Raw genomic sequence first — 24,297 nt, forward strand, 5'->3', positions numbered from 1 at the left:
CGCATGACTTCGAGCCGAACCCCGTCCGCGCTGGTGCTGCCGGAGCAGCGCGTCGTCGCCGTCGACGACCTGTCGGTCATGTTCCGCCGCGAAAACGCGACGTTCGATGCGGTGCGCAACGTGTCGTTTCACGTCGATCGCGGCGAGACGCTCGCGATCGTCGGCGAGTCGGGCTCCGGCAAGTCGGTCACGTCGCTTGCGCTGATGCGGCTCGTCGAGCATGGCGGCGGCGAGATCACGAGCGGCCGGATCGTGTTGCGGCGTCGCGGCGGCGCGCTCGTCGACCTCGCGCAGGCGAGCGCGGCGACGATGCGCGGAATCCGCGGCGCGGACATCGCGATGATCTTCCAGGAACCGATGACGTCGCTGAACCCGGTGTTTACGGTCGGCGACCAGATCAGCGAGGCGATCGCGCTGCACCAGTCGAAGAGCGCGACCGAAGCCCGCGCGGAAGCGTTGCGGCTGCTCGATCTCGTGCGCATTCCGGAGGCGCGCCGCGTGTTCGCGCGCTATCCGCATCAATTGTCCGGCGGGATGCGGCAGCGCGTGATGATCGCAATGGCGCTGTCGTGCCGGCCGGCGCTCCTGATCGCCGACGAACCGACGACCGCGCTCGACGTGACGATCCAGGCGCAGATCCTGCAGCTGATCCGCGGCCTGCAGGACGAAATGAACATGGGCGTGATCTTCATCACGCACGACATGGGCGTGGTCGCCGAAGTGGCCGATCGCGTGCTCGTGATGTATCGCGGCGAGAAGGTCGAGGAGGGCGAGTCCGAACGCATTTTCGCGACGCCCGCGCATCGCTACACGCGTGCGCTGCTCGCGGCCGTGCCGCGGCTCGGCTCGATGCACGGCACCGATAACCCCGAAAAATTCCCGCTGTTGAAGGTGGACGGCGCGAGCGCGGCCGCGCCGGCGCCGGCCGCGAACGATGCGGGCAACGCGGCCGCGGCCTCCGCCGCCGGGCAGCCGCGCGTCGATCCGGCCGCGCCGCCGATCCTGCGCGTGCGTGATCTCGTCACGCGGTTTCCGGTGAAGAGCGGCGTGTTCGGCCGCGTGTCGCAATACGTGCACGCGGTCGAGCGCGTGAGCTTCGAGCTGCGCGCCGGCGAGACGCTCGCGCTCGTCGGCGAATCCGGCTGCGGCAAGTCGACCACCGGCCGCTCGCTGCTGCGCCTCGTCGAATCGCAGAGCGGCTCGATCGAATTCGACGGCCGCGACATCAGCGCGATGAAGGGCCATGACCTGCAGGCGCTGCGCCGAAACATCCAGTTCATTTTCCAGGATCCGTTCGCGTCGCTGAACCCGCGCCTGACGGTCGGTTTCTCGATCATGGAGCCGCTGCTCGTGCACGGCGTCGCGAGCGGCCGCGAAGCGCAGGCGCGCGTCGACTGGCTGCTCGACAAGGTCGGCCTGCCGCCGGATGCCGCGCGCCGCTATCCGCACGAATTCTCGGGCGGCCAGCGTCAGCGGATCGCCATCGCGCGCGCGCTCGCGCTGAATCCGAAGGTCGTGATCGCCGATGAATCGGTGTCGGCGCTCGACGTGTCCGTGCAGGCGCAGATCGTGAACCTGATGCTCGACCTGCAGCGCGAGCTCGGCGTCGCGTATCTGTTCATCTCGCACGACATGGCCGTCGTCGAGCGCGTCAGCCATCGCGTCGCGGTGATGTATCTCGGCCAGATCGTCGAGATCGGCCCGCGCCGCGCGGTGTTCGAGGCGCCGCAGCATCCGTACACGAAGAAGCTGATGAGCGCGGTGCCGGTGGCCGACCCCGCGCGCCGGCATGCGCTGCGCCAGCTCGCGGCGGACGAGATTCCGAGCCCGATCCGCGCGGTCGGCGACGAGCCGCTCGTCGCGCCGCTCGTCGCGGTCGGCCCCGATCATTACGTCGCGACGCATCGCGTCGGCGGCGCGTATTGATTGCACGGCGAGTCGCATATGGACCGCAGCTGCGCACGCGCCAGACAACGGCGCCATTTTCCCGAGCGGATGCAGTCACGCCGCGATTTCCACCACGCGTTACCGAATCATCCACAGGAGCCAGACAAAATGAACAAGTCGCATTCGTTCCCGATGTTCCGTCCGCGCGCGTTGTTCGCCGCGGGGGCCGGCGCGCTCGCGCTGTCGGTCGCCGTGCCCGCGTTCGCGCAGCAGAACGTCGTGGTCGCCGTGTACTCGACGTTCACGACGATGGACCCGTACGACGCGAACGACACGGTGTCGCAAGCCGTCGTCAAGTCGTTCTACGAAGGGCTGTTCGGCTTCGACAAGGACATGAAGCTCGTCAACGTGCTCGCGACGAGCTACCAGGCGTCGCCCGATGCGAAGGTCTACACGGTCAAGCTGCGCCCGGGCGTGAAGTTCCACGACGGCACGGACTTCAACGCCGACGCGGTGAAGGCGAACTTCGACCGCGTGACCGATCCGGCGAACAAGCTGAAGCGTTACGGGCTGTTCCGCGTGATCGAGAAGACCGAGGTGGTCGATCCGATGACGGTGCGCTTCACGCTGCGCGAGCCGTTCTCCGCGTTCGTCAACACGCTCGCGCACCCGTCGGCGGTGATGATTTCGCCGGCCGCGCTGAAGAAGTGGGGGCGCGACGTGTCGCTGCATCCGGTCGGCACGGGCCCGTTCGAGTTCGTCGAATGGAAGCAGACCGACGACATGAAGGTGAAGAAGTTCGCCGGCTACTGGAAGAAGGGCTATCCGAAGGTCGATTCGATCGACTGGAAGCCGGTGGTCGACAACAACACGCGCGCCGCGCTGCTCAAGACCGGCGAAGCCGATTTCGCGTTCACGATCCCGTTCGAGCAGGCTGCCGACCTGAAGAGCAATCCGAAGGTCGAGCTGATCGAGCGGCCGTCGATCATCCAGCGCTACATCTCGCTGAATACGCAGAAGAAGCCGTTCGACAATCCGAAGGTGCGTGAAGCGCTGAACTACGCGGTCAACAAGGAAGCGCTCGCGAAGGTCGTGTTCGCCGGCTACGCAACCCCGCAGACGGGTGTCGCCCCGGTGGGCGTCGAATACGCGACCAAGCTCGGGCCGTGGCCGTACGATCCGGCGAAGGCGCGCGCGCTGCTGAAGGAGGCCGGTTATCCGAACGGCTTCGAGTCGACGCTCTGGTCAGCGTACAACCATTCGACGGCGCAGAAGCTGATCCAGTTCGTCCAGCAGCAGCTCGCGCAGGTCGGCGTGAAGGTGCAGGTGCAGGCGCTCGAGGCCGGCGAGCGGGTCGCGAAGGTCGAGAGCGCGCAGGACCCGGCGACGGCGCCGGTGCGGATGTACTACAGCGGCTGGTCGGCCTCGACGGGCGAGGCGAACTGGGCGCTGTCGCCGCTGCTCGCGTCCGCATCCGCGCCGCCGAAGCTCTACAACACCGCGTACTACAAGAACGGCGCCGTCGACGACGATCTCGCGAAGGCGCTCGAGACGACCGACAACGCGAAGAAGGCCGCGCTGTACGCCGACGCGCAGAAGCAGGTGTGGGCCGACGCACCGTGGATCTTCCTGGTGCAGGAGAAGATCGTCTATGCGCGCAGCAAGCGCCTGCACGGCATGTACGTGATGCCGGACGGCTCGTTCAACTTCGACGAAATCTCGGTGAAATGACGGCGATTCGCCCGTTGTGCGGCGCCGGCGGCGCAAGCTGCCGGCGCGCTGATTCGATCGGTGCCCCATGCTGAATTTTCTCGTCAAACGCCTGTTCGGCCTGCTGCCCACGCTCGCGATCGTCGCGGTGCTGGTGTTCCTGTTCGTGCACCTGCTGCCGGGCGATCCGGCGAGGCTCGCGGCCGGCCCCGAGGCCGACGACGCGACGGTCGCGCTCGTGCGCGCCGATCTCGGGCTCGACCGGCCGCTGCCGACGCAGTTCGCGAACTTCTTCGTGAAGATCGCGCACGGCGATTTCGGCATGTCGACGCGCAGCAAGCGTCCGGTATCGACCGAGATCGGCGAGCGCTTCATGCCGACGCTGCTGCTGACGCTCGTCAGCATGGTCTGGGCGACGGCGTTCGGAATGGCGATCGGGATCGCGTCGGCGGTATGGCGCAACCGCTGGCCCGACCGCTTCGGGATGACGATCGCGGTGTCGGGCATCTCGTTTCCGGCATTCGCGCTCGGCATGCTGCTGATGGAGATCTTCTCGGTGAAGCTCGGCTGGCTGCCCGTCGTGCCGGACGGCACGTGGAAGAGCTACGTGCTGCCGTCGCTGACGCTCGGCGCCGCGGTCGCGGCCGTGATGGCGCGCTTCACGCGCGCGTCGTTCGTCGAGGTGCTCAACGAGGACTACGTGCGCACCGCGCGCGCCAAGGGCGTGCACGAGCCGATGGTCGTGCTCAAGCATTGCCTGCGCAACGCGATGATCCCGGTCGTCACGATGATGGGGCTGCAGTTCGGCTTCCTGCTCGGCGGCTCGATCGTCGTCGAGGCCGTGTTCAACTGGCCGGGGCTCGGGCGCCTGCTGGTCGACGCGGTGACGATGCGCGACTACCCGGTGATCCAGGCGATCGTGCTGCTGTTCTCGCTCGAATTCATCCTGATCAACCTGACCGTCGACGTGCTGTACGCGGTCATCAACCCGACCATCCGGTTCAAGTGAGAGTGAGGCGCGCATGAACGCGACTGTCCAGCCCGCGGCGTCGGCCGCATCGAGCGCGATCCGCACGCCGTGGCGCGAATTCTGGCGCAAGTTCCGCAAGCAGACCGTCGCGCTGGTCGCCGGCGGTTTCGTGCTGGCGCTCGTCGTGCTCGCATTCGTCGGCCCGCACATCGTGCCGTTCGATCCGGAGAACTATTTCGACTACGACGCGTTGAACGCAGGGCCGTCGGCCGTGCACTGGTTCGGCGTCGACTCGCTCGGCCGCGACATCTTCAGCCGGATCGTCACCGGCACGCGCATCTCGCTCGCCGCCGGCTTCTTCTCGGTCGCGCTCGGCGCGCTCGTCGGCACGTTCTTCGGGCTGCTCGCCGGCTACTACGAAGGCTGGTGGGACCGCATCACGATGCGCGTGGCCGACGTGCTGTTCGCGTTCCCGGGGATCCTGCTCGCGATCGGCGTGGTCGCGATCCTCGGCAACGGGATGGTCAACGTGATCTGCGCGGTCGCGATCTTCAGCATTCCGGCGTTCGCGCGGCTCGTGCGCGGCAACACGCTGATGCTCAAGCACATGACCTACGTGGAAGCCGCGCGCAGCATCGGCGCGTCCGACTGGACGATCATCATGCGGCACATCCTGCCGGGCACCGTGTCGTCGGTCGTCGTGTACTTCACGATGCGGATCGGCACGTCGATCATCACGGCCGCGAGCCTGTCGTTCCTCGGGCTTGGCGCGCAGCCGCCGACGCCGGAGTGGGGCGCGATGCTCAACGAGGCGCGCGCGGACATGGTGACCGCGCCGCACGTCGCGATCTTCCCGAGCCTCGCGATCTTCCTGACGGTGCTCGCGTTCAACCTGCTCGGCGACGGGCTGCGCGACGCGCTCGACCCGAAGCTGGAGCGGCGCTGATGCGAGCGGTTCCGATGTGGAGCACGACGCTGCCCGCCGGGCCACGCGGCACGATCGCCGACGTGCCGGGCGTGACGGTCGGCCACGCGACGCTCGATGCCGGTGACGTGCAGACGGGCGTCACCGTCGTCAAGCCGCATCCGGGCGATCTTTACCGCAGCAAGGTGCCGGCCGGCGCGGCCGTGATCAACGGCTTCGGCAAGAGCGTCGGGCTCGTGCAGGTCGACGAGCTCGGCACGCTCGACACGCCGATCGCATTGACCAACACGTTCGGCGTCGGCGCGGTCGCGCAGGCGCAGATCCGCGCGGCGATCGCGAAGAATCCGCACATCGGCCACGACTGGTCGACCGTCAACCCGCTCGTGTTCGAGTGCAACGACGGCTATCTGAACGACATCCAGGCGTTCGCGGTGACGGCCGCGCATTACGACGAAGCCTGCAATACCGCGTCGCGAGACTTCGCGCGTGGCGCGGTGGGCGCCGGGCGCGGGATGTCGTGTTTCGACCTGAAGGGCGGGATCGGCTCCGCGTCGCGCGTGGCCGTCGCGGCCGGCAGGCCGTATACGGTCGGCGCGCTGGTGCTCGCGAATTTCGGCCGTCTGCCGATGCTGACGCTCGGCGGCGTGCCGCTCGGGCGCGTCGTCGCGCAGCGGCGTGCCGCCGCGAACGCGCAGGCGGCGCCGGAGCAAGGATCGATCATCCTGCTGCTGGCGACCGATGCGCCGCTCGACGCGCGGCAACTGTCGCGGCTCGCCCGTCGCGCGGGCGCCGGGCTTGCTCGCACCGGCTCGGTCTACGGGCACGGCAGCGGCGACATCGCGCTCGCTTTTTCGACCGCGTACACGATCGCGCACGATGCATCGACCGTCGCGCTGCCGGCCCTCGTGGCCGATGCGGCGCTCGATCCGCTGTTCATGGCCGCGGCCGAGAGCGTCGAACACGCGATCGCCGACGCGCTGCTGCAGGCCGTGACCGTGACCGGGCGCGACGGCCATGTGCGGCAATCGCTGCGCGACGCGGTGCCCGATCTCGATCGGTTATTCAACGAAGACAACGAAGGACGTCCGATCCATTCATGAAGATTCTGATCTCGACCGACATCGAAGGTGTCGCCGGCGTGTTCGCCATCGAGCAGACGCGTGCCGGCAATCCGGAATACGAACGCGCGCGCCGCTGGATGACCGCCGAGGCGAACGCGGCGATCGAAGGCGCGTTCGCCGGCGGCGCGCAGGCCGTCTGGGTCAACGATTCGCATGGCGGCTTCCGCAATCTGCTGCCCGACGGGCTCGATGCCCGTGCCCGCGTCGTGCTCGGCAAGCCGCGTACGCTGGGGATGATGGCGGGCCTCGAACAGCAGCCCGACCTCGTGTTCATGATCGGCTTTCACGCGAAATCGCAGACGCGCGGCGTGCTGGCGCACACCATCAACAACTTCGCGTTCACGCAGGTGTGGCTGAATGGCGTCGAGCTCGGCGAAGCCGGGCTGTACGGCGCGCTGGCGCGCGAATACGGCGCGCACGTCGCGTTGGCGTCGGGCGACGACGTGTTCGCCGAGGAAACCCGGCCGCTGTTTCCGGACGCGCGTTTCGAGACGGTCAAGACGGCCGGCGGCGCATCGAGCGGCGACACGCTCACGCCGGCAGCGTCCTGCGCGCGCATCGCGACCGCCGCACGCGAAACGGTCGCGCACGCGCTGTCGTCCGGCTGGCGCGCGGGTGCGCATCGGCCCGTGCCGGCTGCTTGCACGCTGCGCGTGCAGACGGCCGCGCTCGCCGATCTGTTCTGCGTGCTGCCGTCGCTCGAGCGGGTCGATGCGGTGACGCTGCGCTTCGACGGGCCGTCGGTGGAGCACGTGGTGCGCACGCTGAACAGCCTGTCGGCCATGTCGTTCATGCTGCGGTGATGCGTGCCGATCGGATGCCGGACCGCGGTCTGGTCGCTGAAATCCGTGTCGGCCCACGCCTCGCGAGATGAAACGTATTCGACATCTCCGCTCCGATGAAGTCGCTATCCGGCCGTTTCGGCCGTCGGGTCTTGCGGCCGTCCGGTCGCGCAAGCGTGGAGCGGATCGTAGACCGATCGAAGGTGACCCGCCTTCGCTATCGGTTCCTTCATGATGGAATTCGGGCCTTGAGAAATACGCTGCTGGATCCCTACGAACATATTCCGCGTAGCGTCGTGGCGACCGCCAACGACTACGCGGCGGGCACGACGTTTCCGGAGCACGCGCACGGGCGCGGGAAGTTCGCGTTCGCGTCGCGCGGCACCATCAGCGTGTCGACGCCGCACGGCCGCTGGCTGGTGCCGCCGCAGCGCGCGTGCTGGGTGCCGGCCGGCGTGCGGCACGAAATGACGATGACCGGGCCGGTCACGATGCTCAACGCGTTCGTGTCCGAAGACGCGGCCCGGGCCGCGGGGCTGTCGGACCAGTGTGGCGTATACGGCGTGTCGCCGCTGTTGCGGCAACTGATCGACGATGCGATCGACCTGCCGGCGATGTACGACGTCGACGGCCGGGCAGGCAAGCTGATGGCGCTGCTGATCGCGGAAATCGCGACGATGCCGCGGCTGTCGCTGCACGCGCCGCTGCCGAGCGATGCGCGCCTCGCGAAGATCTGCCGGCATCTGTTCGCGTCGCCGTCGATCGCGGCCGATCTCGACCAGGTGGCGACCGATGCGGGCGTGAGCCGGCGCACGTTTACGCGGCTGTTCCGCGCGCAGACCGGCGTGAGTTTCGCCGCGTGGCGCCAGCAGGTCTGCATGCTGGCGGCGATCACACGGCTGAGCGACGGGCAGCCGGTGACGCGTGTCGCGCTCGATCTCGGATATGCGAGCGCGAGCGCCTTTACGTCGGCGTTTCGCCGCATCCTCGGCGAAACGCCGAGCCGGTATCTGGAGGCGCGCCGCTAGTCGGAACGGATACGGTGGCGGGCGCGGTGCCGCGCTTCGGTCACGGACGAAAAAAACGCGCCTGCCAGGTTTCGGTCAGACGCGCTTAAAGGCACTCGGTCAGAAAAAATGCGCGACAGCCAGCGGGACGTGTTCGTGCATCGAATCGTGAAATTGTTGCTTGTTTCGAATTAATTGCCTCGGCGGACTGCGGATAGCAAAGCATACGCCGCATAACGCGCAAACGATATTGCGCGACCCCCACGATTTATGTGCAGTCGCAGCATGCGTTTTAATCGCGCGTTCGATTTCGGGTCCGAAGGAGCCAGCGACGGGCGTCGGCAATCCCGACCGGGCGTGCTGCGGCACGGCATCGAATGTTGATGCGCGAAAATGAAAACCGCCGCGCGATGCGATACCTGTTGGAATCGCGCCACGCGGCGGTTCGGTGCGAGCAGCCGGCCGGCGCCGGCTCGCGCGTCACGCGTCGAAGAACACGGTCTCGTCCGGCCCCTGCATGCGGATGTCGAAGCGATACACGACGGGCCGGCCCGGTTGCGCGTCGCGCTTCGCGACGAGCGTCGCGCGGCGTTCGGCCGGCACCAGGTTCAGCACCGGATCGGCCGCGTTCGCGGCAGCTTCGTCGTCGAAATACACGCGGGTGAACGCATGGGTCAGGATCCCGCGCATCATCACGGTCACGTTGACGTGCGGTGCTTCGTCGGCGGCGATGCGGCCCGGCTTCACCGTCGATACGACGAAGCGGTGCTGCGCATCGGTGCCCGTGCCGACGCGGGCGAAGCCCGTGAAACCGGACTTCGCGATGTCGTCACGCGACGCGGGATAGCGGCCCGCGGCGTCCACCTGCGTGAATTCGAGCACCGCGTCGCTGACGACGTTGCCGTCGCCGTCGAACACCTGTCCGACCAGCAGCACGTGCTCGCCGTCGGCGTCCGGCGTGGCGATCGTCGGCGTGAACAGACTCTTCAGATCGTAGTTGTATTGCTGCGGGCACAGGCCGTACGCGAAGTACGGGCCGACCGTCTGCGAAGGGGTTTGCTTCAGCGTCGTCATGGTTCAGCGCTCCATCGGGGTAGCGTCGCGGCCGCGCAGCACGATGTCGAATTCGTAGCCGAGCGCATAGCCTTCTTCGGTGATGTCCATCGAGAAGCGCGAGATCAGGCGGTCGCGCGCCGCTTCCGGCGTGCCCTGGAAGATCGGGTCGTACGCGAGCAGCGGGTCGCCGGGGAAGTACATCTGCGTGACGAGGCGCGAGCCGAAGTAGTCGCCGAACAGCGAGAAGTGGATGTGATTCGGGCGCCACGCGTTCGGATGGTTGCCCCACGGATAGGCGCCGGGCTTGATCGTGAGGAAGCGGTAGCGGCCTTCGGCGTCGGTCATGCAGCGGCCGGCGCCGAGGAAGTTCGGGTCGAGCGGCGCGTCGTGCTGGTCGACCTTGTGCACGTAGCGGCCGGCCGCGTTCGCCTGCCATACCTCGACGAGCGTGTTGCGCACGGGCTTGCCGCCTTCGTCGAGCACGCGGCCGGTGACGACGATGCGCTCGCCGAGCGGCTCGCCGTTCTTCACGGCGTTCTTCGTCAGGTCGTGGTCGAGCGCGCCGAGATCCTCGGCGCCGTAGACGGGTGCGAACTGGTCGCGCAGCTTTTCCTTCAACGGGATCATCGGGCGCGTCGGGCCGCGCTTCACCGACGAACGGTACTCGGGGTGGACATACGCGGGATGCGACGGCCAGTCGCGCGGCGTGAGGATCGTGGGGGAATCCATCGGGCGTCTCCTGATAGGTATTTCGCGAAGTGGATGGCAAGACTTTAGCCAAGCCGGAAAGTTATGAAAAATGACCTTTTTTCGCGAATTGCATAACCGTTCGTTATGTTTTGCGGCGCCAATGAAAATCCGCCGGACAGGCGGCCTGTCCGGCGGAAAAAGCGATCGGGCTTCGCGTCGTCGGTGACGACTCCGTGCACGGCCCTCCAGCCAGCCCGTCGCTGCTTTATTGTGTTTCGTTGTTGTTGTTATCCGGTCTCCCCGAGCGTGTCCGTCGTTCGTCCTTCGTCTCTTTACGGTCGGGCGGGATCGAAGACGATCCCGTTGAATTCGAGCGACAGCGTGCCGCTGCGCAGCAGCGCGGCCGGTGTCGCGGCGCGGTCGGCGCCGAGCACGTCGGTCACATAGTTCGCGCAGAACCCGCGCTGCGCCAGCAGCTTGAGGCGGCTGCCGAGCAGCGCGTCGATCCGCTGTTCGGCCAGCGCGTGCACGTTGCGTTGCGCGTCGGCGTTCGGTGCCGCGACGCGGCGGGCCAGCGCGATGCGCCCGCCGTCGGCGCGGGCGACGAAGCGCGACAGCGGCGTGAGCTTCGTCCGCGCAAACGCGGGCTCGGCGATCAGCGGCTCGTCGCCCGACGTATCGACGACGATGCCGAAGCGACCGGCCCACGCGTCCGCGCTGCCTGCGGCGGCGCGGGACGCGCCGGCCGGTACGCGGATGAACACGAGATCCCCGACGTGCGCGCCGGCGGCCAGCGTGCGCATCGTGGCGAGCGGTAGCGTGCGATCGGTGTCGCGGGCATCGCGCCGAGCAGCATGCTGCGGATCGAAGGAATGGGTGTCGGTTCGGGTGTTCATCGCGGCTCCGTCGGTGCGTGACAGGACGGAGCGGATTATGCAGACGAGTATCCAAAAGTGCTTGATCGGATGCGCGAGTAGCCTAATATCCGACCATTAGCATCATTTTTCGATACCAACATGACCGAGACCGCCCAACTCATCGAAACGCTGAAGCGCCAGCTGAAGGCGCAGGGGATGACCTACCGCGACGTCGCGCGTGCGCTCGACGTTTCCGAGACGAGCGTGAAACGGCTGTTCGCGAGCGGCCGCTTCACGCTGGAGCGTGTCGCGGAAATCGCGCAATTGCTCGGCTACACGCTCGCCGAGCTCGTGCAGGAGGCGTCGGCGTCCGCGCCGCGATTGCGCGTGCTGACCGAGCAGCAGGAGGCGCTGCTCGTGTCGGACGAGAAGCTGCTGCTCGTCGCCGTCTGCGCGATCAACTACTGGACCGTTCAGGACATCGTGTCCGCCTATCGCGTGACGCAGGCCGAGTGCGTGAAATACCTGCTGATGCTCGACCGGATGAACGTGATCGCGCTGCTCCCGGGCGATCGGATTCGCGTGCGCGTCGCGCGCGATTTCGACTGGCTGCCGGGCGGGCCGATCCGCCGCTATTTCCATGCGCACGTGCTCGACGACTTTCTCGGCAGCCGCTTCGACGGCCCGGGCGAGACGATGACGTTCTCGCAAGGGATGCTGACGGACGCGGCCGCCGCGGAACTCGAGCAGGAACTGCGGCGGCTCGGCAGCAAGGCGGCGGCGCTGCATGCGGAGTCGTCGTCGGCACCGCTCGGGCAGAAGCGCGGCACGGCCCTGCTGATCGCGAAACGGATCTGGGAGCCGACCGGATTCCACGCGCTGCGGCGTCATGCGTGACACCGCGCCGAATGCTTGGGCCTTTCCGGAAAGTTATGCAAAATGGCATTTCATCGCCACTCGCATAACTGCTCGTTATGAATAACCGTATCGCCGACGGCCGCGTCAAGTTCCGGCACCTGCAGTGTTTTCTCGCGGTCGCGCAACTGGGCGGCGTGCAGAAGGCGGCCGAAAGCCTGTCGATCACGCAGCCGGCCGTGTCGAAGACGATCGCCGAACTGGAGTCGATCCTCGGCGTGAAGTTGTTCGAACGGGGGCGTCACGGCGCGCAGCCGACCCGCGAAGCGCAACTGTTCATCCCGCATGCGAACGCGTGCGTGCTGGCGCTGCGGCAGGGCGTCGGGCTGCTCGCGCGCGAGGGCGGCGCGGCCGCGGCGACGCTCGAAATCGGCATGCTGCCGACGGTTGCGGCATCGCTCGCGCCCGCGCTGATGAAGGCGCTGACCGCACGCTGGCCGCGCATCGTGGTGCGGATCGCGACGGCCGCGAACACCGAGCTGCTGGAGCGCCTGAAGGCCGGGACGATCGAATGCGCGATCGGGCGCCTGTCGGAGCCGGAGCGGATGATCGGCCTCGCGTTCGAGCAGCTGTACAACGAACCGCTCGTCGCAGTCGTGCGCGCGGGCCATCCGCTGCTGACGAGCGCCACGCCGGCTGTCGAGCTCGCGCGCTACCCGGTCGTGCTGCCGCCGTTCGGCACGCTGATCCGCCAGTCGGCCGAGCAACTGCTCGGCGCGTGCGGCGCGCCGCCGCTGGATTCGTTCATCGAGGTGCTGTCGGTGTCGGTCGCGCGTGCGCTTGCGCTCGAGAACGACGCCGTGTGGTTCGTGCCGCTCTATGCGGCCGAATACGACCTGTCGGCCGGTGCACTCGCGCGGCTCCCGCTGCCGTCCGCGGGCACCGACGAGCCGGTCGGGCTCGTGCTGCGCACCGACGCGCAACCGTCACCCGTCGCCCGGACGTTGATCGACGCCGTGCGCGAGATCGCGCAGGCGCGGTTCGGCGATGCGCCCACCCGTCGCACGCCCCCCCGCGACGCGCGCAAGCCGGCTCGCCGCGCGCGTTGAGCCGCCGGGCAGGGCGTGGGCGGGCGGTGTCCGGCCGCCTTTCACCTCCATTCGTTAGCCGTTCGGTCAGTAGCGGGCCTCGTCATGCTTGGCATATCGTACCGTTTTTGATACGCTTGATGACACGACGATGGCGAGACAGCAGATTCAGATCACGCTCGGCGTGCGGTTCTTCCGCACCGCGCGTGGTAACGAGCCGGTGCGCGAATGGCTGCAGGCGCTCGGGCAGATCGAGCGCAGGGTGATCGGCGAAGAGATCAAGACCGTTCAGCTCGGCTGGCCGCTCGGCATGCCGCTGGTCCGGAAGATGTCTGCGGATCTTTGGGAAATCCGCGTGATGCTGCCGCGGCGAAGCGCGCGCGTGCTGTTCACGATCGTCGGCGACACGATGGTGCTGCTGCATGCGTTCTTCAAGCAGTCGCAGGCCACGCCGTCCGACGATCTCGATGTGACCGTCGCGCGGCTGAAAGCGCTCACGCGCGCCATCTGAATTCCCCCGGCTGCGCCGCCACATGCGATCGGCGATGTGCCGGCCGGCAACGCCATGCACTGGAGTACCCATGACGACCACGAACAATCCGCATATCGGCAGCGACTTCGACACGTTCCTCGAGGAGGAAGGGCACCTCGAAGCGGCCACCGCCACCGCGATCAAGCGCGTGATCGCGTGGCAGATCGGGCAGGAAATGAAGGCGCAGCACATCACGAAAACCGCGATGGCCGCGCGGATGAAGACCAGCCGCGCCGCACTCAACCGGCTGCTCGACGAAACCGATACGAGCCTCACGCTCGCGACGCTCGCGAGCGCCGCCACCGCGCTCGGCAAGCGGCTCAGCTTCGAGCTCGTGCCGGCCTGACGCACCGGGCGAAGCGGTGCGCGGCCGATGCACGGCGTGCCGGTGCATCGCGGCGAACGGGCGCGCGCTCGGCCGCACACGGGCACCGGCACGCGATCACGTGCGCTGCCCGGCTATCCGCAGATACAGCAGCGCACCGCCCGCGAGCAGCAGCGGGCACAGGAAATACCATCCGGTCGTCAGGAACAGCCCGGCGACGGCGACCAGCGAAATCCATGCGCAGCGATACGCAATGCCGCCGCGCGGCAGCAGTTTCAGCGCGGCGGCCGCGCCGAGGCCGTACACCATCACGAAGCATCCGGACGTGACGAGCACGAGCGGCTTCGGCCCGACGTCCGAGAGTGTCGTCGCGGCCAGCGCGACGGCCGCCAGCATCGCGATCACGCCGAGGCTGCGGCGCGGCACGCCGCCGACCTGGCTGCCTTGCGCGAGCCATGCTGGCAGTGCGCCGTCGCGCCCGAGCGCCGCGCCGAGCTTGGCCGCGCCCGCGAAATACGCGTTCATCGTGCCGAGCGTGAGCAGCAGCGCGGCCGCGGCCGCCAGCACCTGCGCATGACCGCCGATGCCGCCCGCGATCAGTTCCGCAAGCGGCGCACCGGACGCGCCGGCCGACGGCCCGAGCACCGTCACGCTCGCGGCCGCGACCGACAGGTACAGGAAGCCGACGACCACGACGGCGATCCCGGCCGAGCGCGGCATGTCGTGCGCGGGCCGCCGAAATTCGGCCGCGAGATGCGTGATCGCTTCCCAGCCCGCGAAGCTCCACACGAGCAGTGCGGCAGCCTGGCCGACCGCGAGCCACCCGTGCGGCGCGAACGGATGCAGGTTCGCCGGGCGCGCATGTGGCGCGGAGGCGAGCACGGCGGCCAGCAGCAGCGCGACGAGCAGCGCCGACAGCACGAGCTGCATGCGGCCCGACACCGTGACGCCGAACGCATTCGCGGCCGACACCGTCGCGATCAGCGCGGCAGCCGTGACGATGACCGTCGTATGTCCGCCGCCCGTGACGGCCGCGACGTACGCGCCACCGAACATCGCGGCGGCCGGCGCACCGGCCGGCACCGCGAAATAGAAACACCAGCCGACGATCGCCGCGGCCTTCGGCCCGAACGCGCGTCGCGCGTAGGTCGATACGCCGCCCGCGTCCGGATAGCGCGCGCCGAGTGCGGCGAAGGTGGCCGCAAGCGGCCCCGACAGCACGACGAGCGCGGCCCACGCAAGCAGCGACGCCGGGCCCGCGACCTCGGCGGCGAGCGCGGGCAACGCGATGACGCCGGTGCCGAGCACCGCGCCGATATACAGCGCGGCGCCCTGGAAAATCGTCAGCGAGCCCGCGTGATGAGCGGCGGGCGAATCGGCATGCGAGGACATGAAGGGCAGTCTCCGGGAGGCTTGTTATGCGCGCGGACGGCCGCGCGGTGAATCGCTCGATGCTACCCGAACGGGCGCGGCGATGCGGCGTGGCGTTCAGTAGTCCGCGACGTGCCGCGTGTCAGTCGATGTCAGTAGCGGCGTGCGAGCCGCAGCCGCGCATCCTCGCGTGCAGCGGGCGGCAGCTCGGGCACGTAGTGGAACGTGCCCGATACGAGCGACGCGACCGGCACGCCGTCGCGGAACAGCACGCGATTGCCGGCCAGCGCCGGCACCTTGTCGCCGGGCAACAACGTGCCGGCCAGGTTCAGCGGATCGGCGCCCGTCACGCACACGTACTGGCCGTCGCCCGGTTGGCGACGCAGTTCGCGCAGGATCGGGATCGCTTCCGGCAGCGCGAACTGCTCGCCCGCGAGCCCCGCGACGAAGCGTCCGCCGCGAATCTCGCCGCGCGCTTCGAGACGTTGCAGCACGCGCACGAGTTCGCGCCAGCTCGGCAGCCAGTCGGCCTCGCGTTCGAGCAGCCGCCAGAACACCACGCCATAGCGGCGCAGCAGCGTCCAGACGATATGTTCGAGTGCGTCGGGATCGGTCGCGGCCGGGCCGCGCTTCGGTGCGGGCGCACCGTCCGGTGCCGAAGCGCGTTGCACGAGCGCCCAGCGACCGGCGTCGTCCATTCCGCCGATCAGCGCGCCGCCGCGCCGCGTGCGCGGCGCATACGTCGCGCTGCGCTTGACCGCGGGCTTCAGTAGCGCGCGCAGTCCGGCGAAGCTGTCCGCATTCACGAGGCCGGCCGACACGAGTTCGCCGAGCGCCTGTTCGAGTTCGACGGGCAGCATGTGCAGTTCGTCGAGCAACGCGTCGAAGAACATCGCACCATGCGCGGCGAGTGCGTCACGCACCTGGGTCGCGCGTGCGGACAGCGCCGGTTGCGCGTCCGGGTCGCGCAGCGCCTGCCATGCGCCGAGGTGGCGGCGCGGCAGCAGCACGACCGGCGTCGTTTTCACGGGGGTGCCGGCCGCGCGGGCCGGCGCGCCGATGCGCGTCCACACGAGCTTGCCCGAGCGGCACAGCTCGTCGAGGCCGCCCGCCGTGTAGTCGGTCAGGCGCGCGGGCAGCAGCGCATCTTCCCATGCGCTCGCCGCGGCTTCGTAGCCTTCGAGCTGCTCGACGACGGCCGCGAGCGCGTCGCGGCCCGTGCCGCGCGTGTCCGGCGTCAGGTGTTGCCAGTGAAACAGGAAGCGCATGAAATCGGCGCGCTCGACCGGTTCGATCTCGCGGCGCAGCCGCTTGACCGTGTAGCGATGAATGCGCGCGAGCAGGTGACGTTCGCACCATTCGTCGGTCGTCGCGCCCGGCGTGAAGCGGCCGCGCATCACGTAGCCTTCGCGCTCCAGTGCCGCGAGCGCGGTCGCGATCGTCGCGGACGGCAGGCCGAGCGGCTGCGCGATCGCGTCGAGCGTCAGCGGCCCGAAGCCGGTGAGCCGCGCCCGGATCACGTCGACGAGCGCGGCATCGACTTCCCAAGGTTGTGCGCAGGCGGCGGGCACCTTCAGCGCCGGCGCGACGCGTGCGTCGGGGTGCAGCGCGCGCATGCAGACCAGCCGTTCGACCGGCACCCACAGCGCGGCGCCGTCCGACGTGACGAGCTTCGTCGCGCGGCGGCGTTCGGCCAGTTCCGCGAGCCGCTCGGGCCAGCCGTCGTGCGCATGCGCTTCGCTGTCGGCGACGCAGGCGAGCGTGAGCAGTGCATCGTGCATTTCGTCGGCGTCGCGCACGAGCGGCCATGCCTCGTCGCGCACCGCGTCGATTGCGTCGGCGTCGAGCGCGCCGAGATCGTCGGCCGATTCGGGATCGCTCCAGCGGCGCGACTGCACGGCCTGCGTGCGGCGCTCCTCGAGCGGCGCGTCGTCGAGGAACGCATAGGGCTTCGCGTTCAGGATCTCGGCCGCCAGCGGCGACGGCGCGGGCAGGTCGCGCGCGATCAGCTCGATCGCGCCGCTTTCGATCCGGCGCAGCAGCGCGAGCCAGCCGTCGGTATCCATCGCGTCGTGCAGACAATCGTCGAGCGTCTGGTCGACGAGCGGATGATGCGGGATCTCGCGTTCACCGACGATGTTCTCGAGGCACGCGACCTGATCGGGGAACACGGTCGCGAGCAGGTCGTCGCTCTTCATCCGCTGCAGCTGCGGCGCGGTGCGCCGGCCGCCGGTGAAGCGCGGCAGCGCGAGCGCGGTCGTCGCGTTCCAGCGCCAGCGCACGCCGAACATCGGCGCGTCGAGCAGTGCCTGGACCAGCACGTGCTCCGCGCTGGCCGAGCGCAGGTAGCGCCACACTTCGTCGAGCGCGAAGCTGTGCGCGAGCGACAGCGACAGAATGATCGCGTCGTCGGTCGCGGCGGCCTGCAGCTCGAAGTTGAAACTGCGGCAGAAACGCTTGCGCAGCGCGAGCCCCCACGCACGGTTGATGCGACTGCCGAACGGCGAATGGATCACCAGCTGCGTGCCGCCCGATTCGTCGAAGAAGCGCTCCATCACGAGCGTGTCCTGAGTCGGCAGTGCGCCGAGCGCCGCGCGCGTGCGTGCGAGATAGTCGGCGATCTGGCGGGCCGCATCGGGCGACAGATGAAGTTCGTCGACGAGCCAGCGCAGCGCCGGCGTGAGGCGGCTTTCGGCCGGGCCGATCGCGGTGCCGACGGCGTCGTCGCGCGAATCGGTGGCGGCACGGGCTTCCGCCGCCGGCCTGGCGTTGCCGCGCGTGCCCGTCTTGCCGGCTGGGGCACCGCTCGCGTGCTTGCGTCCGCCGGCCTTCGTGTGCCGATCGCCTTCGGCGAACAGCCCGTCGAGCCGCGCGCGCAGCCGGCCGACCGCCGCCGACAGCTCGTCGCTGCGCCCGGGCGCCTCGCCGAGCCAGAACGGAATGCTCGGCGACTGGCCTTGCGCGTCCTCGACACGCACGCGGCCCGTTTCCACGCGAATGATCCGGTACGACTGGTTGCCGAGCTGGAACACGTCGCCCGCGAGGCTCTCGATCGCGAAATCCTCGTTGACGGTGCCGACCTGGATGCCCTGGGGCTCCAGCAGCACCGCGTAGTCGGCCATGTCGGGAATGGTGCCGCCCGATGTCGTCGCGGTCATCATCGCGTTGCGGCGCCCGCGCACCGTGCCGCCGACCACGTCGCGATGCAGATACGCGCCGCGCACGCCGCGACGGCTGGTGAAACCTTCGGCGAGCATCTTCATCACGTCGTCGAAGCGTTCGCGCGACAGGCTCGCGTATGGCGCCGCGCGCGTGAAGCTCGCGTACAGCGCGTCCTCCCGCCATTCCGCGCAAGCGACTTCGGCGACGATCTGCTGTGCGAGCACGTCGAGCGGCGCTTCGGGAATCCGCAACGCGTCGAGCTCGCCGCGTTGCACGCAGTCGAGCAGCGCCGCGCATTCGACCAGCTCGTCGCGCGACAGCGGGAACAGGCGGCCCTTCGGCACGCCGCCGACATGGTGCCCCGAGCGGCCGACGCGCTGCAGGAACGGCGCGATCCCGCGCGGCGAACCGACCTGGCACACGAGATCGACGTCGCCGATGTCGATGCCGAGTTCGAGCGACGCGGTCGCGACGAGCAGTTTCAATTCGCCGCGCTTGAGCCGCTGTTCGGCGTCGAAGCGATGCTCCTTCGCGAGACTGCCGTGATGCGCCGCGATCGCGTCCTTGCCGAGACGGTCGGCGAGATGGCGCGCCATGCGCTCCGCGGTGCGCCGCGTGTTCACGAACACGAGCGTCGTGCGGTGCGCGGCGGCGAGCGCGGCGATCCGGTCGTACACCTGCTCCCACACGTCGGTTGCCATCACCGGTTCGAGCGGCACATTTGGCAACTCGAGTGCGAGGTCGCGTTCGCGCGTGTGACCCGTGTCGACGATCGTGCAGTCGCGCGGCGCGTCGGCCGGACCGCCGACCAGGAAGCGCGCGACCGCGTCGATCGGTTTCTGCGTGGCCGACAACCCGATGCGCGGCAGCGCACGACCCGTCAACGCGTCGAGGCGTTCGAGCGACAGCGCGAGGTGGCTGCCGCGCTTGGACGATGCCAGTGCGTGGATCTCGTCGACGATCACCGAACGCACGCTGGACAGCATCTGTCGGCCCGACGTGGACGACAGCAGCACGTACAGCGACTCCGGCGTCGTCACGAGGATGTGCGGCGCGCGTTTGCGCAGCGCGGCGCGCTCGGCCTGCGTGGTGTCGCCGGTGCGCACGGCGGTGCGGATCGTCGGCACCGGCAGGCCCAGTTGCGCGAGCGATTCGGCGATGCCGGCGAGCGGCGCGTCGAGATTCACGTGGATATCGTTCGACAGCGCCTTCAGCGGCGACACATAGACGACGAGCGTCGCGTCGGGCAGCGCGCCGTCGTGCGCGAGCGCATCGCGCACGAGATCGTCGAGCGCGCACAGAAATCCGGTGAGCGTCTTGCCGGAGCCGGTCGGCGCGGCGACGAGCGTCGACCGCCCGGCCTTGATGTGCGGCCACGCGAGCGCCTGCGCGCCGGTCGGCGCGGCAAACGCACGGCGGAACCACGCGGTGACGGCCGGGTGGAACACGTCGAGCGCGTTGGGGGGGCGGGTGGCTGTGACGTCCATCGGAGCGTTGAATTGGGGTGCGAGCGCGTGGGCGGCACGCGAATCGTCAGTGTGCCAGACGTCGCGTGCGCGTGCCGGACACCGCGGGCGAGAGAACGCGCGCGTCGGAGATTCAGATGAGGTGCGATGCCGGCATTTCAACGGGCGGGCGCGCGGAACGGCACCCGTTGGGTCGCGGGTGCCGGATCGGCGAGAGGAGGACGTCGCGTTCGACGTGCGTCGGGCGGTTGCGCGGCTCGATTCGCGGCCACGCGAAACTGCACGCGACTAAACGCAACTACACGCGATGCAGCCAGCCGAGCCAGTGTTCGAGGAACGGGGCGCGCGTCCACAGCGATTGCGCGAGCCACAGCGTGCCGCCCCATGCGGCGGCCACGACGATCAGGTCGCAATGTCCGCTGTTCCACAGGTTCAGCGAATGGCGCCGCCAGATCCACGGCACGCCGAGCGGATTCGGCCAGTCGGCGAGCAGGTGCATCACGCCGCCGCACGCGAAGCCGAACAGCGGCGCGGCCCACAGCGGATGCGGACGATGCGTGAGCCCGTGCCATCCGAGCGCGAGCAGCGCGATCCAGCCGATGCCCCAGTGCGTGACGGTGCGGTGCGTGATCCACAAGCGGCGCTTGCGGGTCCACCACGCGACTTCGAGCCAGTCGGGCGCGGTGCCGCCCGCGACGCCGGCCGCGAACGCGGCGAGCAGGCCTGCGTGCCAGGGACCGGTCGCGCCGGTTTGCGCGACGAGGACGGCGGCGGCGACGCCGGCCGCGAAGCCGGACGCGTGATGCGCATTGTGTGATGCCATAGGAAACGAGACGAAAAAGCGTGAAGCAACGGCAGACGAGCGGGAACGATCGGCCGCGAAAGCGGGGCGCTATCTTCTCAGATCGGCTCGCGCAGCGGGCGGTCCGATCGCGGTTTTTTTGCATGCACGGCACCGCGCAAGCGCCGCGTGCCGTGATTTTCCGATTGTGCGATGCGCGTCGACTTCGCCGCATGCAATTTCGACCGATCCGCCGGCCCGCTTTTTGCTCCGCCGTGTGGCCGAGCGCACAGGATTCGCGATGATTCGTAGTGAGCGGCGCGTTTTCCGTCCCGGCGCATTTATTTACTACGAAAACGGCATGGGACCGACCGCGTGCCAGCGGCTATAAGCGGATCAGGGGCTTATTCCAGCTCGCCGGAGAATCCATGGGGGACATTTAATGACTACGCTGAATCGTTTCAAATCATCCGCTGCCGTGCTCGCGACGGTGGCCGGCATCGGCTTCCTGCCGAATGCGCCGGCCTATGCGAAGGGGCCGCAGCCGGCGGTCCTGACGAGCGCGGCGGTCGCGGTGGCCGACAAGTACAGCGCGGACGCCGCCGAGCAGATCTTCAAGGAAGGCGGCAACGCCATCGACGCGGCCGTCGCGATCGCGTTCACGCTCGCCGTCACGTATCCGGAGGCCGGCAACATCGGCGGCGGCGGCTTCATGACGATCTACAAGGACGGCAAGCCGTACTTCATCGACTATCGCGAGCGCGCGCCGCTCGCCGCGACAAAGGACATGTATCTCGACAAGGACGGCAATGTCGTCAAGGGCATGAGCCTGTACGGGCCGCGCGCGGCCGGCGTGCCGGGCACGGTGTCGGGCATGTGGGAAGCGCAGAAGCGCTTCGGCAAGCTGAAGTGGAAGCAGGTGCTCGCGCCGGCGATCCGCTATGCGCGCGACGGCTTCGTCGTCGACGAACAGCTTGCGCAGCGCGGCGTCGACGCGTCGAAGGAGTTCGGCGGCAAGACCAACTTCGACAAGTACTTCTCCACGATGAAGGCCGGCACGAATTTCAAGCAGCCCGATCTCGCCGACGTGCTCGCGCGGATCGCGAACGACGGCGCGAACGGCTTCTACAAGGGCAAGACGGCCCGGTTGATCGCCGCGTCGATGAAGACCGGCGACGGCAACGGGCTGATCACGACCGAGGATCTCGCGCAATACCGTGCGGTGTGGCGCCAGCCGGTGCAGGCGAAGTGGAACGGCTATGACGTGATCACCGCGCCGCCGCCGAGCTCGGGCGGCATCGGCCTCGTGCAACTGCTGAAGATGAAGGCGGACCTCAAGCAGGACTTCGAGGGCGTGAAGCTCAACTCGCCGCAATATGTCCACCTGGTCGCGGAAATCGAGAAGCGCGTGTTCGCCGATCGCGCGCAGTATCTCGGCGACCCCGACTTTTACAAGGTGCCGGTCGCGCAGTTGACCGACGACGCGTACATCGCGAGGCGAGCGGCCGAAGTGAGCCCGACGCAGATCGCCGACACGAAGAGCGTGCAGCCGGGCCTCGGCACGTCGATGCCGGAGAAGGCCGAGACGACGCACTTCTCGGTCGTCGACAAGTGGGGCAACGCGGTGTCGAACACGTACACGATCAACGGCTACTTCGGCTCGGGCGTGATCGCCGACGGCACCGGCATCGTGCTGAACGACGAGATGGACGACTTCTCCGCGAAGCCGGGCGTCGCGAACATGTTCGGCGTGGTCGGCAGCGATGCGAATGCAATCGAGCCGAAGAAGCGCCCGCTGTCGTCGATGTCGCCGACGATCATGACGAAGGACGGCAAGGTGTCGCTCGTGATCGGCACGCCGGGCGGCTCGCGGATCTTCACGTCGATCTTCCAGGTGATCAACAACATCTACGATTTCGGGATGCCGTTGAAGGAGGCCGTCGGCGCGATGCGTTTCCACCATCAGCTGCTGCCGCCGAACACGATCTTCTGGGAGCCGTACCACCCGATCGAAGGCGAACTCGCGAAGCAGATCGAGGCGCGCGGCTACACGCTGAAGGGGCAGGACTTCAGCGGCGACATCCAGGTGATCAAGATCGACGGCAAGACGCCGGAGGCGATGGCCGATCCGCGCGGACGCGGGGTCACGCGGATCATTCAGTGACGGAGGCGGGTTGGGGTACTGCTCGATCACGTGCCCGGCTTTTCCCGTTGCGCACGAGGATCAGACTCGACGTCAGCCCGCCGAACCGGAGGCTGGCGTCCAATACCTTCGATATTTCCCGCGAACCCGGTGCGGCTCGGATTCCGCTTGTGAGGGGCGGATCGGCCCCTTTTTCATCAATTTGACGCGAGACGCTGGGATAATGGTGGAGTTTGGCTGCGTCAATTGAAGGAAGGAGGCCCCCATGGGCGATAACGATTCCCGCACCGAGACCGACAACTTCACCGATTCGGCATCGCTCGAGTCGCGCCAGCGCCGTTTCGAGGAAGACCTCGTCGACGCGTACGACGAAGAACTCGAAATGGAGCTCGACGACCGCCGCTTCGATGACAACGAGGATCTGCTGTTCTCGCCGGAGCGCCGCGAAGCGCGCAAGCAGTATTTCCGCGAGCTGTTCCGGCTGCAGGGCGAGCTCGTGAAGCTGCAGGACTGGGTCGTGAACACGGGGCACCGGCTCGTCGTGATTTTCGAGGGGCGCGACGCGGCGGGCAAGGGCGGCGCGATCAAGCGCATCACGCAGCGCCTGAACCCGCGTGTGTGCCGCGTGGCGGCGCTGCCGGCGCCGAGCAACCGCGAACGCACGCAATGGTACTTCCAGCGCTATGTCGCGCATCTGCCGGCCGGCGGCGAGATCGTGCTGTTCGATCGCAGCTGGTACAACCGCGCGGGTGTCGAGCGCGTGATGAATTTCTGCACCGAAGACGAATACGAGGAGTTTTTCCGCTCGGTGCCCGAGTTCGAGAAAATGCTCGTGCGCAGCGGGATCCAGATCGTCAAGTACTGGTTCTCGATCACCGACCACGAGCAGGAGCTGCGCTTCCAGAGCCGGATCGAGGATCCGCTGAAGCAGTGGAAGCTGAGCCCGATGGACCTCGAGAGCCGCCGCCGCTGGGAAGCGTACACGGCCGCGAAGGAAGAGATGATGCAGCGCACGCATATTCCCGAGGCGCCGTGGTGGGTCGTGCAGGCGGTCGACAAGAAGCGCGCGCGGTTGAACTGCATCCACCACCTGCTGACGCAGGTGCCGTATCACGAGGTGCCGCGGCCGACGATCGATCTGCCGCAGCGTGAGCACCACGAGGACTACATTCGCCGTCCGACGCCGGACAGCATGATCGTCCCGGACGTTTATTGAGCGGCCCGGGCCGGCCGGATCGACCACTGAGGCGCGCCGTGCAATGCGGCGCGCGTTACTCCCGGATCAGGAACGCGCTGCGGTCGCGGCCGGCGATCCACGCGGGCGCACGACCGCGTCCGCTCCAGGTGGCGCCGGTCACCGGATCGTGATATTTCGCCCCGACGGTGAACAGCTTCGCGCGATTGCTGTAGCCCTGCCCGAAGACTTCCCGAGCGGTCAGCGCATGGGTCTTCACGAGCTCGCGTACCTGCACCAGCGCCGCGTGGCGTTCGCGGCGGCGCGCCGCCCGGATGCGTTGATCGAGTTCCGTAAGTTGGGCTTGTAATTGCTGCAGTTGCATGCGTCCGATA

20 protein-coding genes are annotated in these 24,297 nt (G+C 68.3%); 13 read left to right on the plus strand and 7 right to left on the minus strand.

The genetic code is table 11. The features are described from left to right. The first annotated feature begins 3 nt into the window (after nt 1–3). The 7 genes from WS45_RS12715 to WS45_RS12745 all read left to right on the plus strand — a co-directional run bounded on the left by WS45_RS12715 (nt 4) and on the right by WS45_RS12745 (nt 8,423). Complete coding sequence (locus WS45_RS12715) at nt 4–1,926, plus strand: dipeptide ABC transporter ATP-binding protein (RefSeq protein ID WP_059689917.1); 1,923 nt, start codon at nt 4–6, stop codon at nt 1,924–1,926. Nucleotides 1,927–2,055: 129 nt separating this feature from the next. Then, nucleotides 2,056–3,618, plus strand: coding sequence for a glutathione ABC transporter substrate-binding protein GsiB (gene gsiB / locus WS45_RS12720; RefSeq protein WP_059525068.1), 1,563 nt, complete (start codon nt 2,056–2,058; stop codon nt 3,616–3,618). Nucleotides 3,619–3,685: 67 nt separating this feature from the next. Continuing rightward, the gene (gene gsiC, locus WS45_RS12725; protein ID WP_059525070.1) at nt 3,686–4,606 is read left to right on the plus strand and encodes a glutathione ABC transporter permease GsiC; all 921 of its coding nucleotides are present in this window, start codon (nt 3,686–3,688) and stop codon (nt 4,604–4,606) included. A gap of 13 nt (nt 4,607–4,619) precedes the next feature. After that, complete coding sequence (gene gsiD / locus WS45_RS12730; RefSeq protein WP_059450559.1) at nt 4,620–5,513, plus strand: glutathione ABC transporter permease GsiD; 894 nt, start codon at nt 4,620–4,622, stop codon at nt 5,511–5,513. Then, the gene (locus WS45_RS12735) at nt 5,513–6,592 is read left to right on the plus strand and encodes a DmpA family aminopeptidase (RefSeq protein WP_059700147.1); all 1,080 of its coding nucleotides are present in this window, start codon (nt 5,513–5,515) and stop codon (nt 6,590–6,592) included. Before gsiD ends, WS45_RS12735 begins: the two co-directional genes overlap by 1 nt. Continuing rightward, nucleotides 6,589–7,416 carry a M55 family metallopeptidase gene (locus WS45_RS12740; RefSeq protein ID WP_059700149.1) on the plus strand — a complete coding sequence of 276 codons (828 nt, stop codon included), beginning with the start codon at nt 6,589–6,591 and terminating at the stop codon, nt 7,414–7,416. Before WS45_RS12735 ends, WS45_RS12740 begins: the two co-directional genes overlap by 4 nt. 227 nt (nt 7,417–7,643) lie before the next feature. Then, the gene (locus tag WS45_RS12745) at nt 7,644–8,423 is read left to right on the plus strand and encodes an AraC family transcriptional regulator (RefSeq protein ID WP_059689921.1); all 780 of its coding nucleotides are present in this window, start codon (nt 7,644–7,646) and stop codon (nt 8,421–8,423) included. 459 nt (nt 8,424–8,882) lie between these two features. Here the strand turns inward: WS45_RS12745 and pcaG are convergent, their stop codons facing one another. The 3 genes from pcaG to WS45_RS12760 form a co-directional block, all read right to left on the minus strand. After that, the gene (pcaG, locus tag WS45_RS12750) at nt 8,883–9,476 is read right to left on the minus strand and encodes a protocatechuate 3,4-dioxygenase subunit alpha (protein WP_059525080.1); all 594 of its coding nucleotides are present in this window, start codon (nt 9,474–9,476) and stop codon (nt 8,883–8,885) included. 3 nt (nt 9,477–9,479) lie between these two features. Continuing rightward, on the minus strand, nt 9,480–10,187 hold the full coding sequence (gene pcaH, locus WS45_RS12755; RefSeq protein ID WP_059525082.1) for a protocatechuate 3,4-dioxygenase subunit beta: 708 nt from the start codon (nt 10,185–10,187) through the stop codon (nt 9,480–9,482). A gap of 293 nt (nt 10,188–10,480) precedes the next feature. Continuing rightward, on the minus strand, nt 10,481–11,044 hold the full coding sequence (locus tag WS45_RS12760) for a YiiX/YebB-like N1pC/P60 family cysteine hydrolase (RefSeq protein ID WP_059700151.1): 564 nt from the start codon (nt 11,042–11,044) through the stop codon (nt 10,481–10,483). Between the two features lie 120 nt (nt 11,045–11,164). On the opposite strand from WS45_RS12760, the gene WS45_RS12765 reads away from it, so the two are divergent. The 4 genes from WS45_RS12765 (at nt 11,165) to WS45_RS12780 (ending at nt 13,826) form a co-directional block, all read left to right on the plus strand. Continuing rightward, on the plus strand, nt 11,165–11,902 hold the full coding sequence (locus WS45_RS12765; RefSeq protein ID WP_059525085.1) for a helix-turn-helix domain-containing protein: 738 nt from the start codon (nt 11,165–11,167) through the stop codon (nt 11,900–11,902). Between the two features lie 77 nt (nt 11,903–11,979). Beyond that, nucleotides 11,980–12,969, plus strand: a complete 990-nt coding sequence (gene pcaQ, locus WS45_RS12770) for a pca operon transcription factor PcaQ (RefSeq protein ID WP_059700153.1) — start codon at nt 11,980–11,982, stop codon at nt 12,967–12,969. A gap of 130 nt (nt 12,970–13,099) precedes the next feature. Then, nucleotides 13,100–13,459, plus strand: coding sequence for a type II toxin-antitoxin system RelE/ParE family toxin (locus WS45_RS12775; protein ID WP_059525089.1), 360 nt, complete (start codon nt 13,100–13,102; stop codon nt 13,457–13,459). 70 nt (nt 13,460–13,529) lie between these two features. Further along, nucleotides 13,530–13,826, plus strand: a complete 297-nt coding sequence (locus tag WS45_RS12780; RefSeq protein WP_059466239.1) for an XRE family transcriptional regulator — start codon at nt 13,530–13,532, stop codon at nt 13,824–13,826. 96 nt (nt 13,827–13,922) lie between these two features. On the opposite strand, the gene WS45_RS12785 is transcribed toward WS45_RS12780, so the two are convergent. From WS45_RS12785 to WS45_RS12795, 3 genes are all read right to left on the minus strand, one after another. Beyond that, a complete protein-coding gene (locus tag WS45_RS12785; RefSeq protein WP_059525091.1) occupies nt 13,923–15,197 on the minus strand; it encodes an APC family permease in 1,275 nt (424 codons plus the stop codon). Between the two features lie 131 nt (nt 15,198–15,328). Continuing rightward, nucleotides 15,329–19,825, minus strand: coding sequence for a DEAD/DEAH box helicase (locus WS45_RS12790; protein WP_059700155.1), 4,497 nt, complete (start codon nt 19,823–19,825; stop codon nt 15,329–15,331). Nucleotides 19,826–20,102: 277 nt separating this feature from the next. Beyond that, nucleotides 20,103–20,627, minus strand: a complete 525-nt coding sequence (locus WS45_RS12795; RefSeq protein ID WP_059700157.1) for a metal-dependent hydrolase — start codon at nt 20,625–20,627, stop codon at nt 20,103–20,105. Nucleotides 20,628–21,027: 400 nt separating this feature from the next. On the opposite strand from WS45_RS12795, the gene ggt reads away from it, so the two are divergent. Then, entirely contained in the window at nt 21,028–22,749 is a 1,722-nt protein-coding gene (gene ggt, locus WS45_RS12800) for a gamma-glutamyltransferase (protein WP_059525097.1), read from the plus strand. A 244-nt stretch (nt 22,750–22,993) separates the two neighbouring features. After that, nucleotides 22,994–23,944 carry a polyphosphate kinase 2 gene (gene ppk2 / locus WS45_RS12805; protein WP_059700159.1) on the plus strand — a complete coding sequence of 317 codons (951 nt, stop codon included), beginning with the start codon at nt 22,994–22,996 and terminating at the stop codon, nt 23,942–23,944. 55 nt (nt 23,945–23,999) lie between these two features. Here the strand turns inward: ppk2 and WS45_RS12810 are convergent, their stop codons facing one another. Then, a complete protein-coding gene (locus WS45_RS12810; protein ID WP_059525101.1) occupies nt 24,000–24,287 on the minus strand; it encodes an H-NS histone family protein in 288 nt (95 codons plus the stop codon). Between the last annotated feature and the right edge of the window lie 10 nt (nt 24,288–24,297).

The sequence above is a fragment of the Burkholderia sp. RF2-non_BP3 genome (assembly GCF_001522185.1).
Taxonomy (GTDB): Bacteria; Pseudomonadota; Gammaproteobacteria; order Burkholderiales; family Burkholderiaceae; genus Burkholderia; species Burkholderia diffusa.